Annotated in this window: 13 protein-coding genes and 1 riboswitch; of the genes, 9 read left to right on the top strand and 4 right to left on the bottom strand. The window is 61.5% G+C overall.

Translation table 11 applies throughout. The features are described from left to right. Positions 1-87 precede the first annotated feature (87 nt). Entirely contained in the window at positions 88-855 is a 768-nt protein-coding gene (locus AC1D75_RS15995; protein WP_495516318.1) for a haloacid dehalogenase type II, read from the top strand. Positions 856-873: 18 nt separating this feature from the next. Here AC1D75_RS15995 and AC1D75_RS15990 read toward each other — a convergent pair whose 3' ends face one another. Next, positions 874-1,308 carry an ArsI/CadI family heavy metal resistance metalloenzyme gene (locus tag AC1D75_RS15990; RefSeq protein WP_495516317.1) on the bottom strand — a complete coding sequence of 145 codons (435 nt, stop codon included), beginning with the start codon at positions 1,306-1,308 and terminating at the stop codon, positions 874-876. A gap of 179 nt (positions 1,309-1,487) precedes the next feature. Between AC1D75_RS15990 and AC1D75_RS15985 the strand changes: the two genes are divergently transcribed. The 6 genes from AC1D75_RS15985 to AC1D75_RS15960 all read left to right on the top strand — a co-directional run bounded on the left by AC1D75_RS15985 (position 1,488) and on the right by AC1D75_RS15960 (position 6,403). Continuing rightward, positions 1,488-1,991: a flavodoxin domain-containing protein gene (locus AC1D75_RS15985; RefSeq protein ID WP_495516316.1), complete on the top strand. Its 504-nt coding sequence runs from the start codon at positions 1,488-1,490 to the stop codon at positions 1,989-1,991. Beyond that, positions 1,991-2,296, top strand: coding sequence for a hypothetical protein (locus AC1D75_RS15980; protein WP_495516315.1), 306 nt, complete (start codon positions 1,991-1,993; stop codon positions 2,294-2,296). Before AC1D75_RS15985 ends, AC1D75_RS15980 begins: the two co-directional genes overlap by 1 nt. A gap of 78 nt (positions 2,297-2,374) precedes the next feature. Next, positions 2,375-2,818 (top strand): Fur family transcriptional regulator, encoded by a 444-nt coding sequence (locus tag AC1D75_RS15975; protein WP_495516314.1) that lies wholly within the window; start codon positions 2,375-2,377, stop codon positions 2,816-2,818. 36 nt (positions 2,819-2,854) lie between these two features. Next, positions 2,855-5,086 (top strand): catalase/peroxidase HPI, encoded by a 2,232-nt coding sequence (gene katG, locus AC1D75_RS15970; RefSeq protein WP_495516313.1) that lies wholly within the window; start codon positions 2,855-2,857, stop codon positions 5,084-5,086. 35 nt (positions 5,087-5,121) lie between these two features. Next, a riboswitch (cobalamin riboswitch) is annotated at positions 5,122-5,323 on the top strand. A 214-nt stretch (positions 5,324-5,537) separates the two neighbouring features. Then, a complete protein-coding gene (locus AC1D75_RS15965) occupies positions 5,538-6,224 on the top strand; it encodes a (2Fe-2S)-binding protein (RefSeq protein ID WP_495516312.1) in 687 nt (228 codons plus the stop codon). After that, on the top strand, positions 6,221-6,403 hold the full coding sequence (locus AC1D75_RS15960) for a DUF7676 family protein (protein WP_495516311.1): 183 nt from the start codon (positions 6,221-6,223) through the stop codon (positions 6,401-6,403). Before AC1D75_RS15965 ends, AC1D75_RS15960 begins: the two co-directional genes overlap by 4 nt. Positions 6,404-6,880: 477 nt before the next feature. Here the strand turns inward: AC1D75_RS15960 and AC1D75_RS15955 are convergent, their stop codons facing one another. The 3 genes from AC1D75_RS15955 to AC1D75_RS15945 form a co-directional block, all read right to left on the bottom strand. Continuing rightward, positions 6,881-8,281: a carotenoid oxygenase family protein gene (locus tag AC1D75_RS15955; protein ID WP_495516310.1), complete on the bottom strand. Its 1,401-nt coding sequence runs from the start codon at positions 8,279-8,281 to the stop codon at positions 6,881-6,883. 128 nt (positions 8,282-8,409) lie between these two features. Beyond that, complete coding sequence (locus AC1D75_RS15950) at positions 8,410-8,847, bottom strand: VOC family protein (protein WP_495516309.1); 438 nt, start codon at positions 8,845-8,847, stop codon at positions 8,410-8,412. 127 nt (positions 8,848-8,974) lie between these two features. Continuing rightward, entirely contained in the window at positions 8,975-10,198 is a 1,224-nt protein-coding gene (locus tag AC1D75_RS15945) for an oxygenase MpaB family protein (RefSeq protein ID WP_495516308.1), read from the bottom strand. A 147-nt stretch (positions 10,199-10,345) separates the two neighbouring features. Between AC1D75_RS15945 and AC1D75_RS15940 the strand changes: the two genes are divergently transcribed. Continuing rightward, positions 10,346-11,026 (top strand): TetR/AcrR family transcriptional regulator, encoded by a 681-nt coding sequence (locus AC1D75_RS15940; RefSeq protein ID WP_495516307.1) that lies wholly within the window; start codon positions 10,346-10,348, stop codon positions 11,024-11,026. A 122-nt stretch (positions 11,027-11,148) separates the two neighbouring features. Beyond that, positions 11,149-11,967 carry a mycofactocin-coupled SDR family oxidoreductase gene (locus AC1D75_RS15935; RefSeq protein ID WP_495516306.1) on the top strand — a complete coding sequence of 273 codons (819 nt, stop codon included), beginning with the start codon at positions 11,149-11,151 and terminating at the stop codon, positions 11,965-11,967. Positions 11,968-12,068: the final 101 nt, after the last annotated feature.

The following is a 12,068-nucleotide window of genomic DNA, read 5'->3' as shown; positions in this document are numbered from 1 at the left end:
GCAATACACGGCCCCGTGGTCCATTGCAGGTCACACACCCGAATCACCAATACACCACTGGCGCGGAGAGACGTGTAGACAGAAATGGTGAGCACGTTCGACTCACACAACGAGGTACCGACCAGGAGTGCGCCCGTGAACTTCGCCGACTACGAAGCGCTCAGTTTCGACTGCTACGGCACCCTCATCGATTGGGAGACCGGCATTGCGTCGGTACTGGCCCCGTGGGCCGCCGAGGCGGGACTCGAGTTGTCCGACGAACAGTTACTACTCGCCTACGCCGACAACGAGGCCGACGCGGAACGCGAAACGCCCACTGCCCGGTATTCTGAAATCCTGTCCGAGGCCTTTCGCCGCACCGGCCAGGACCTCGGAGTCGGGGTATCGCGGGAATGGGCTGCGCGCATCGGCAATTCGGTGCCGTCCTGGCCGGCCTTCCCGGATTCACCCGCCGCGCTGCAGTCGCTGGCCGAGAACCACCGATTGATCATCCTCTCCAACGTCCACCGAGAAGGCTTCGCGGGCAGCAACGCCCGACTCGGTGTCGACTTCGACAAGATCATCACGGCCGAAGATGTCGGAGCGTACAAACCTGCAGCCAACCACTTCGACGCCCTCGGCGCCGCGCTCGACGAACTCGGCGTAGCACGCGAAGGTCTACTTCATGTGGCGCAGAGCCTGTTCCACGACCACGTCCCCGCCAAACGCCACGGACTCGACTCGGTGTGGATCAACCGGCGGCACAACCGACCCGGGTGGGGCGCCACGCCTGCACCGTCCGAAGATTTCAGCTACGTGGCGGAATACCCCTCGATGGAGGCGTTCGCGCGAGCCGCACGCACGCCAAAGATCTGAAGAAGACCTACCGGTCGGTCAACTCGCGCAGCATGGCCCGCCCGCAGCGGCGTCATCCGCCAAGACCTCAGAGGCCGTACCGAATGTTTCCGAATCGGCAAGAACCGTGTAGACCTCCCATTTCTCGTTCGCCGGTCCGGTCACCCACACCTTGTCCTGGGTCGCGAAACAGCACGTGGTGCCGATCTCTTCGGCGGTGAACAAACCCTCGTCACTCAGACGCGCGATCTCTGAGTGGACCTTTTCGCTCGAATCCACCTCGACGCCCAAGTGATTGAGCGATCCGCCCTTGCCCGGATTTTCGATGAGGACGAGCTTCAGAGGTGGTTCGACGACGGCAAAGTTGGCATAGCCGGGCTTGCGCTTGGCCGGTTCGACGCCGAACAACTTGGCATAGAACGTGACCGCCGCGTCGAGATCATCGACGTTGAGGGCGAGCTGAACACGGGACATGACACTACCTCCACCTGTACGACATACATCTAATTACTGCACCACCCAGAGTGCCACCTTTTCGACATATGTCAATAACAAGCGAGGTCTTGTGCAAGCACCCGGCCATACCCCTGCGCTGAGCATGGAAGGACCCAGTCCATCGAGGTAGCATCGCGTTGTCGACGACAGGGAGCATCATGCGAGTTCTCGTGGCCACCGCCAGCAAACACGGAGCAACCCGCGAGATCGGTGCACGGCTGGGCGCGGAGGTCTCGGCGGGGCTGAAGAAGCGGAACGTCGAAGCCGAGGTTACCGTGGTCGATGTCGAAGATGTCGAGACCGTCGAAGACTTCGATGCCGTGATCCTCGGCAGCGCAATCTATCTCGGGCGATGGCTCAAACACGCCACCAAGCTCGTCGACCGCGAACTGCCTTACCTCCAAGATCGCCCGGTGTGGCTGTTCTCCAGCGGTCCGGTCACACCCGGTGATGATGCCGAGAACCTGACATGGGCCACCACGCCATGGGCGGTCGAGCACCACATGTTCGGTGGCAAGGTCGACCGTTCCGTCCTGTCCTTCACCGAACGCCTCGCGGTCAATGCCGCACACGCGCCGGACGGTGACCTTCGCAGCATGGACGAGATCGCGACATGGGCAGACAGTATCTGTACACATCTGACGACCAGGGCAGGCCGGTGATGAACTCGAATCAGCATGGTGACAAAACCCCACAGATCCGCGTGGAACCAAGATTCCAATACGGCGAGCCGGTGAGAATCGATGACCAGACAACCGTGATTCCGGTGTCCCGACCCACAATACGAGGCCGAACCACCCCGTTGGGCCTGTATACGATCGTCAACGGTAAGACCACATGGACCCCTGCCATCGACGGAGCAACTGTTGCATTGATCGGAGTTCTCACCGGTCTCATCGCGGCGACACTCGGATCGGCCGCGGTACTGAAACAGCCTCCGTGGCCGCGAATGACCATCCGTAAGTGACCGATCTCGCCAGACTCAATTTTTACTGATTCCAGAAAACGCAACACTGATGGCAACGAACTTGCCTATCGTGGGGTCGTGGCCCCCACACCGGACAACGCGGATCGGCTACGCGGTGCAGACCTTCGGGTAACCCGGCCGCGGATGGCGGTGATGGATGCCGTCGACGGTCACCCCCACGCCGACACCGAAACTATCTTCGATGTTGTGCGCGCCGTGTTGCCAACGGTGTCACGGCAAGCCGTCTATGACGTGCTCAGTGCATTGACAACTACGGGACTGATTCGCCGTATTCAGCCCGCCGGCCATATCGCACGTTACGAAAGCCGGGTTGGCGACAACCATCACCACGTCGTGTGCCGTAGCTGCGGTGTCATCGCCGATGCGGACTGCGCCACGGGCGAACGCCCTTGTCTCACAGCCTCCGACGACCACGGCTTCGTCCTCGACGAGGCAGAGGTCGTCTACTGGGGTCGATGTCCGGACTGCACCGAACCCACCATGAACCGGTCACATCCGTGATCACAGCCCAATTCATCACCATCTGAAAGGAATCCTGTGACCTCTGACAGCCGTCCCCCCAATCCCGATTCCGGGACCAAGAGCACCAGCGAGAGCGAGAATCCGGCGATTCCATCGCCTACGCCGAAGGCTCATGCCCCGCTGACGAACAAAGACTGGTGGCCGGAACAGATCGACCTGTCGGTATTGCACTCGCACACCTCGAAATCGAACCCGCTCGGCGCCGACTTCGACTATGCGAGAGAGTTCGCCAAACTCGACGTCGACGCGCTCAAGGCCGACGTCATCGCATTGATGACCGACTCGCAGGACTTCTGGCCCGCTGACTACGGCCACTACGGGGGCCTGTTCATCCGGATGAGCTGGCACGCCGCCGGCACGTACCGCATCTTCGACGGTCGCGGGGGTGGCGGCCAAGGTGCCCAGCGGTTTGCTCCCCTCAACAGCTGGCCGGACAACGCCAACCTCGACAAGGCGCGTCGACTGCTCTGGCCCGTCAAACAGAAGTACGGCAGCAAGATCTCCTGGGCTGACCTTTTGGTGTTCGCAGGGAACACCGCCCTGGAGTCGATGGGATTCCAGACCTTCGGATTCGGATTCGGACGACCAGACATCTGGGAACCCGAGGAAGTGTTCTGGGGTCCAGAAGAAGAGTGGCTCGGCACCGATAAGCGGTACCAGGGCGAGCGTGAACTCGCGCAACCCCTCGGCGCCACCACGATGGGGCTCATCTACGTAAATCCCGAAGGCCCAGAAGGCAAACCGGATCCAATCGCCGCGGCCCAAGACATCCGCGAAACGTTCAGCCGGATGGCGATGAACGACGAAGAAACCGCAGCCTTGATCGTCGGTGGACACAGCTTCGGGAAGACCCACGGCGCCCACCCAGCCGATCGGATCGGACCCGAGCCCGAGGCCGCACCGATCGAGCAACAAGGATTGGGTTGGAAAAACGGCTATGGCAAGGGTAAAGCCGAAGACGCCGTCACCAGCGGACTCGAGGTCGTCTGGACATCGACACCCACGCAGTGGAGTAACGGTTTTCTCGAGATTCTCTACGGCTACGAGTGGGAGCTGACGAAGAGCCCGGCCGACGCGTGGCAGTTCACAGCCAAGGACGGCGCAGGCGCAGGCACAATTCCCGACCCATTCGGCGGACCGGGGCGAGCCCCGACAATGCTGGTCACGGACGTGGCGCTGCGTGAAGACCCGATCTACGCCGAGATCACCCGCCGCTGGTTGAAGAATCCTGAGCAGCTGGCCGAGGCGTTCGCCAAGGCCTGGTACAAGTTGCTCCACCGCGACATGGGGCCGATCACCCGCTACCTGGGTCCCTGGGTACCCGAGCCGCAGTTGTGGCAGGACCCTGTTCCGGCCGTCGACCACCCGCTGGTCGATGACCAGGACATCGCTGCACTGAAGGGCAAACTGACCGATTCCGGACTGTCGGTCTCTCAGTTGGTCAACGTGGCGTGGTCGTCGGCGAGCAGTTTCCGCAGCACAGACAAGCGTGGCGGCGCCAACGGTGCCCGGATCCGTCTCGAGCCGCAAAAAGGCTGGGACATAAACGAACCCGCCGAGTTGGCCAAGATCTTCCCTGTCCTCGAACAGATCCAGCAGGACTTCAACGGTTCGGCTTCGGGTGGCAAGAAGATCTCCTTGGCCGACCTGATCGTGTTGGCGGGTTCGGCCGGTATCGAAAAGGCGGCTAAAGAAGCCGGTCACGCCGTCACGGTGCCATTCACGCCGGGTCGGACCGATGCTTCTCAGGAGAGCACCGACGTGGACTCGTTCTCGGTCCTCGAGCCCCGGGCCGACGGATTCCGGAACTACTCACGCAGTGGTGAGAAGATCAATCTGGAAACGCTGTTCCTCGATCGTGCGTACATGCTCGATCTGACCGCTCCGGAGGCAACCGTGCTCGTGGGCGGCCTACGATCCCTCGGCAGCAATCACGCCGGTAACAAGCATGGTGTGTTCACCGACCGTCTGGGAACCTTGACGAACGACTTCTTCGTCAACCTTCTCGACGGCAGAACCGAGTGGAAGCCATCGGAAAACGACGAGAATGTCTACCAGGGCACAGATCGGTTGACCGGCGACGCCAAGTGGACTGCGACACCGGCCGATCTGGTGTTCGGTTCACATTCACAGTTGCGCGCTCTGGCCGAGGTCTACGCACAGGCCGATGCCGATGAAAAGTTCGTCAACGACTTCGTCGCGGCGTGGGTGAAGGTCATGAACAACGACCGGTTCGACCTGAGCTGATTCTCGACCGAAGCGACAGCACCCCGCTTGCCTTGTGGCAGGCGGGGTGTCGTCGTTGTGTTAGATTCAGCCGGTCCTAGCGACAGCGAAAGAGGAAGCCGGTGAAAGACCGGCGCGGTGCCGCCACTGTAATCGGGGATGCAACTTTCCATCACGGCCGCGACCCATTGGGGTTGTAAGGCGGAAACGAGCAATGATCCGAGAGCCAGGAGACTCTGCGTTGCCGCACCTTTCTGCCCGGGGCGGATTTCCCCGAGAGAGGCGTCATCGCCATGCGTGTACGCAGTGCAACTCACCGAGTTGCGTTATCCCCCGCATGCATCACCGAACTCGATGTACTCGGCGTGCTCAGCGGGGCATCCCGCGGATCGTATGTCGCCCGCCTTCGACCGTGGCCGGATGCGCTGTGACCCACATACGATGGTGTTCGACATCGACGCGGAGCCAAACCATGGATGATGCGAACGCCCCCGGCCGGGACAACTCGGATGTTGCCTCGATGCTCGCCCGGGTGGCCGAGTCGGGACCGTACTTCACACTCGGTTACGGGCCGGTGTCCGACAGGGACTGGCAACCCACCGCCACACTCCGAGAACCTGATACCCGCGACCGCCTCGTCGCGGAGGTCGCCCTCGCGCTGAACGTCGACGAAGAACGCGTTGCCGCCTCCACAGCCTTCTTCGGATATGCGGCACGGTTGTGGTCAATCGCGGCAGGAACACGTCTGGACGACGGCCGGTGCATACACCTGGGACCCGATGACCTGTTGTGGCGCAGCATCAACGGATCACTACAGCTTCACGTCGAAGAACCACGGATGGGACGATCGGCGCGGACCGAGGTACTCGACAGCCAACTCGACCCCTGTATCGAGGCCTGGCGAGACATCGTCGCACCCGGATTGTTGTGGGGCAACACCACATCCGCGTTGCTCGGCGCCGCCCGGATCACCGGCGAGACCACGTCCCGTTGGGTCGCCGCCCTGCTCAACGATCCTCGTCTTCAGCTCACGGTGGATCCGGTCACCCATCGCCGACGAAGCTGCTGTCTCTTCTACCGCACGCCCACCGGAGGCGTCTGCGGAGATTGCCCATTCCCCTCGCCACCCACTACCGGCCCAGCAAAGGAAATACCGTGACCGTCAGCTTCTCACCGCTGATCGTCATGCTGCCCACACCGTTCCTCACCAATACCCAGTCGCTCACCGGGCAACCCGTCTGGGAACACCTCGAACTGTGGGACCGGGTCCGTGCCGACTTCCTCGGTCTCGAACCGGATCCGCTCGACCGTACGGGACAAGGTTTCCGGCGCGGTTAGCCGATCCGGGCAATCCCCCTGTGCCGCCGAATATATTCTGATCGCATTCGTATTCAGATCAGGGATCGTCCAAGGGGTGGGGAAATCGATGAAGATTCGTTGGCTCGCGGCTGCGGTGGCAACTGTTGCTGTTCTCGAGTCAGGCCGTTGCCGGTGCGGCTCCGACAAAGTACCCCGTGCAGTGGGATTTTCGAGTGGCCATCCCAAAGGTCCTCGATCAGACCCTTGATCCGAACTGGGCCCCGGACGGCGCCAATGACCCGAACTGCAAACTTCCCGCTCCAAGGCATCGACGACATCGAAAAGCCAGGGCGCGAGGTGGCGGGCAAGATCGATGCCATCATGCGCAAGACCGGCGCCAAACAGGTCGACCTGGTGGGCTGGTCGCAGGGTGGCGGTTTATTGCCGCACTACTACATCGATTTCCTCGGCGGAGACACGAAGGTGGACAAGGCAATCGGGATTGCGCCCCGGCAATCACGGACCGGGCCGGAATGCGCCATGAAAGGTCATGGGGACGTGATGACTCAGGTTGATCGACGCAACTGGTCCCCTATCAGGATTGCGCGCAGGCAGGACAAGAACTCGGGATCGCTGTTGTGCGGGTTGGTGTTCGAGCGACAGCAACCAGCCGTCACCCTCCGCGCCCGAGGTGTCATCCGCCGCAAAGAGCGGCTCACAGATGGTGTCGCCGGCGGCAGCGACATATCTGAAATGGGTTCCGCTGCGGTGGTCGATGGTGGTGATGGAGTCAGGGTTCCCACCAGAAGTCGATGCCTCGGCAAGGTACGAGAACCGGTGGGCCACAGTGGCCTGCCGGTGATCGAGTTGCGGAAACTCGCATCCGACGTCGTTGAGTTGCTCTTCGGTGACTTTGCGTGTGCGGCGGTTGATGGTGAGCCGCTTCAGAGTGCCACCGAATGCCGGACCGGGGTTGTCCCGGAAGTTGTGAAGATGCTCGTTCCAACCCTCCCAGCCCGAATCCTGATCGTGCGCAACAAGTTCGACAACGGTCTCGGTGCCGCTGTCATAGGCATTGTTGACGTGGAAGTGGAACAGCGCGTCGTGATCGATACTGATCGACTCACCACCGGTACGGGGAACCAGGACAATCCTCGTCCCTCGGCGCGGCTCGAAGGTCAGAGCGTCGTCGATCGGCCGCAGACCAAGAATTGCCGGAACAGGGTTCTTCACAACGATCGGATCGATGATGAATACAAGGTACCGCTGGGTGAGGGCGAAATCGTGGATGAATCCGAGCCGAGAGATCGGGACACTCTGAAGCTCGGTGATGCTGCTGTCACCCGGCGCGAGTCGGTAGCAGCGGATCATCGGCCGCGGAAAGAAGTCGACGCCGAAGTTGAAAGTTTCGCCGGTTGTCGGATCGGTTTTGGGGTGAGCGGAGAACGCGCCGAGGCGCTTCAGTGCTCCATCAAAGTCGTCGGGGCCGATGGTTTCCAGGGTCTGCGGGTCCAGTTGATGCGGCCGACCGCCCTCCCACAACGAATACAGCTTGTTGTTGTGCAGCAGGACATTGGTGTTGGACATGTTCGCCGGGCCGCGCAGCGCATTCGCCACGACTCCGCCGACTCGCTGGGTCCCGATGCCCCGGGGTGGCCGCGCCGCCCGGTTGGCGCGTGCATACGCCCGGGTACGAACATACCGATTGCTGTAATGCACTCCACCAGAATCGATTTCGATTCTCGAGACCATTCCGTCGCCGTCGAAGATGTGGTTGACCGGATGTCCGCCGACATCGAGACGCCCCGGCCCGATGCGGTAGAGAACGCCATTGAGATCGGCCGGAATCTGCCCCTCGATGTCGTTCACCTGATAGTCGAACTCGACATGTTGGGAATCCCACGGGGAGCGTCCCACATCCGTAGCGGTATCAGTCAAACGTCCTGTCGCAGATACACCCATCCATGCAGGGTCGCACAGCTGAGACGGATCATCAAGAGCGTCTCAATGCACCGCATCACCGCACCCCCGCAGCGCCCGAGGCATCAATCCAGACAGAACTCGTTTCCCTCCGGATCGGTCATGACGATGTGACCGGTGCCGAGCGGCGGGTCCGGCTCACAACGCTGAATCCGCGACGCCCCGAGCGCCACCAGGCGGGAGGATTCCTGCTCCAACGCCGCCATTCGCTCGTCACCGGTCAATCCTGGAAACGCGCGAACATCGAGGTGGACTCTGTTCTTGGCGGTCTTACCCTCTGGAACCCGCTGAAAGAACAGTCGTGGACCCGTTCCATCCGAACTGACCACGGCCGAGGCATCGTTGCGCCGGTCCAGTGGAATGTTCATCGCTTCGAGCGCTTCATCCCAGGAATCGAAGCCCGGTGGCGGGGCCTGGAGCTCGTAACCGAGCACGTCCGCCCAAAACCCCGCCAACGCAGCCGGATCTCCACAATCAAAAGTCACCTGAAACTCGCGGCTCATCGCCTTCGCCCCTTTGTGTTGGTGTGCAGTGTCACCACCGGTCACCCAACCGGCGGCGAGTCCGTTCAGACTTCACACTTGCACACCACAAGGACAGATTCGGTCCGCAATTCTGGGTGAAGTGAGCTTATTTGTAGTTCGGGTTGTTCCCTACCGGCATGATGATGTTGATCGGCATCCTCAGTTCTGACATGTAGAACAACACGAACTGCCGGAGGAACTCGTCGAACAACCAGTAGGCCTCTTTGGGCATCCCCACGTCGAGCAGCCCCTCACGAACGGCAACATATGGGCCCCAGGCGGTTTCGAGCAGCGGAGTCCATACCGGTTCGGTAGGAAGCCGAAGCCAGTCGCCGATCTTGTTGCCCAACATGAATCGGGTCAACGCTCCGAGGATCGGCCGACTCAACAGCGTCAGATCGAGGTTCATGCCGAGATCCAGGAGCATGTCTGCGAGTTTGATGCCCTCGGGCGTCGGCGCGAGAATCGGATCGAGCACCTGTTGGGCCTGCGTTTCCGCCGTGGCCCACGAGTTCGGAATGTACTCGTCCTTCACACCGAGCAGATGGGCGCTCAACTGCCAGGAGTGCAAAAAGCCCTCGGATTCGTCTGCCGCGATGGGCACACCCCAGCGTTTGAAATTCCGCATCACCGTGGTCGGCAGACTGTGCCACGTCACCATGATGTCGGCCTGACTGATGGGTACCTCTTCCGATGCCGAGTTCACCCAATGCGGAGACTGGGGCAGCAAGTGCCGTACCGCGGCATGCGCCAACCGGGTCTTCACGCAGGTGACCACCATCTCGCCATCAGGCTGGTATGCGTTGAGGGATCCGATGTCGTAACCGAGTTTCGCAGTCTTGGTGATGCGGTCTTTCATGTCCGCACCACCTTTGGAGTAGTACACCGCTCGGGCTTCGCGCGGAATGACGGTGCTCATCATGCCGCTGGCAAACCCATAGATCACGCCGAGATAAGTACCCCGCTTTTGGTTGAATCTGACTGCGTCCGCGAGCTTTTCCTGGTCGCTCCAGGCCGGGAGTTGCCGTGCATATTCCATGAAGTCACGCAGATCCGCGGGCAAACCCTGCGGGAGGGGCTGTCCGTTCTTCGTCCAATGACGCAGCAGTTCATTGACTTTCTGCACCTCACCACGGTCGAACAGTGCCGCAACTACGGGATCGGCCTCGACATCCCACACACCGCGCGGGTCGGCACCGGCACCCGTTCCGGGCACCGATCCGGCCGGCGACCATGTCCACGGCGTGGCGGGAGCGGCCAGCGCAACTGCTCCGGCGGCCCCGACGACGCCACCTGCCTTCAGCAAACTGCGCCTGTTGAGATTGTCCATTGTCGGTTGTCCCCATCCCTAATTCTGTTGCAGTGAAACACAAAGCGTTTCCTTGTATCATACCTATCAGAGTGTGCCGCACATCACAAGTGAGCCCGGGCTGGAATATGATCGTGATGAGACCGCGACACCGAAAGAGGAGGGCTAGTGGCATCTGCGCCGACCGACAGCCCCCGATCACCCGAGCCCAGATCCCTGATCGAACGTGCGTTTCACCAGGCACTCGAACAAGCGGACAACGGCGATCGAACCCGAACCCGCCTGCTGGACGCGGCATACGAACAGTTCTGTCGGATGGGCATTCAGCGGTCGTCCATGGAGGATGTCGCGCGCCGGGCCGGGCTGTCCAGGATCACCGTCTATCGCCGATTCGCCACCAAAGACGAACTGGTCGAGCAGGTGATTCTCCGGGAGTTCCGACGATACTTCGACCGGTTTCTCGTCGACATCCAACAAGCCGAGTCCGCCGCCGATCGTGTGGTGCTGGGATTCGTGAGCTCACTTCGCGCGATTCGCGGCAATCCGATGATCGGCGGCCTCATCTCGGCCGAACCAAACCTCGTCGCCGGTTCGATGATCGGCGACAACGGGCTGATGCTGGCCACCGTCCGCCAGTTCCTGGCCGCCCAGCTACGTCAGGAACAGCGCGCGGGTAACGTCTCGACCCGCCTCGACACCGATCTCGTGGCCGAGATGATGGTACGGATCTCGGCGTCCTTCCTGGCCATTCCCAGCCACGTCGTCGACCTGGACAACGACGACGAACTGGCCGCAATCGCCTGGCAGTTCCTGGTGCCCATGCTCGACCCACCCGCCACTTCGAGCTGATCGTCGCCGATGATTTCGGCCGCATCGTGCGGTCTACATCGTCGAATAGGAAAACCCGGGTCGAACGGAAAACCCCGGGTCGAAACCGGTATCCACACGGCGGCGACGAAAGGCGTATCGGCATGGCTGCACTCGAGGGCAAGGTCGCATTCATCACCGGAGCCGCGCGCGGTCAGGGCCGAGCCCATGCCGTCACCCTTGCCCGCGAAGGTGCCGACATCGTTCTGTGTGACATTGCCGCACCGGTCGAAGAGGTCGATTATCCGGGGGCCACCCCCGACGACCTCGCGGACACGGTCAGGATGGTCGAATCTCTCGATCGTCGCTGCTTGTCGGATATGGCAGACGTGCGGGACCTGATGGCACTGCAGGAGCTCGTCGACCGCGCGACCGCCATGTTCGGCGCGATCGATGTGGTTGTGGCCAACGCGGGGATTGCCAGTGCCGGCCCGATTGCGACGATGTCGCCACGGCGTTGGCAGACCATGCTCGATGTAAATCTCACCGGCGTCTTCAACACATTTCGGGCGACTCTCCCCCACATGATCGATACTGGCGCGGGCCGACTGGTGGCCACCGCATCGATTGTCGCCGGCACCGGGGCAGCCAATTCCGGCCACTACGCCGCCGCCAAAGCGGGGGTTGTCGCTCTGGTCAAGTCAGTGGCATACGAGGTTGCCGAGTACGGGATCACCGTGAACGCCGTACTTCCGTCCGGCGTCAACACGCCGATGATCCACAACCCGTCGACGTACCGAATGATTCGCCCAGATCTCGACGAACCCACCTCCGCCGATGTCGAATCCGTTTTCTCCCAGGGACATCCACGGCCTGGACTTCTCGAGCCCGAAGACGTCGCCAACGCGGTTCTGTATCTGGTGTCCGACCACGGACGGTGCAAATCAGGCGAGTCCATCATCCTCTCGAACGGCCTGCAGTAGCACCGAAAACGGACTTCAATCACCTGAAAAGATCCATCTTCTCTGTGAATGAGAGTATCATTCTCATAGGCCTGCCCCCGGGCACTGCTGCCCAGTACGAG

The sequence above is a fragment of the Williamsia sp. Y712 genome, from assembly GCF_059445525.1.
This window is presented reverse-complemented; position numbering and strand designations above follow the sequence as displayed.

What these genes read in the sequence shown, in the direction of transcription:
- AC1D75_RS15935 (WP_495516306.1), top strand. Translation starts at nt 11,149, where the DNA reads ATGGCTGCACTCGAGGGCAAGGTCGCATTCATCACCGGAGCCGCGCGC.
- AC1D75_RS15965 (WP_495516312.1), top strand. Translation starts at nt 5,538, where the DNA reads ATGGATGATGCGAACGCCCCCGGCCGGGACAACTCGGATGTTGCCTCG.
- AC1D75_RS15990 (WP_495516317.1), bottom strand. Translation starts at nt 1,308, where the DNA reads ATGTCCCGTGTTCAGCTCGCCCTCAACGTCGATGATCTCGACGCGGCG.
- AC1D75_RS15950 (WP_495516309.1), bottom strand. Translation starts at nt 8,847, where the DNA reads ATGAGCCGCGAGTTTCAGGTGACTTTTGATTGTGGAGATCCGGCTGCG.
- AC1D75_RS15985 (WP_495516316.1), top strand. Translation starts at nt 1,488, where the DNA reads ATGCGAGTTCTCGTGGCCACCGCCAGCAAACACGGAGCAACCCGCGAG.
- AC1D75_RS15980 (WP_495516315.1), top strand. Translation starts at nt 1,991, where the DNA reads ATGAACTCGAATCAGCATGGTGACAAAACCCCACAGATCCGCGTGGAA.
- AC1D75_RS15945 (WP_495516308.1), bottom strand. Translation starts at nt 10,198, where the DNA reads ATGGACAATCTCAACAGGCGCAGTTTGCTGAAGGCAGGTGGCGTCGTC.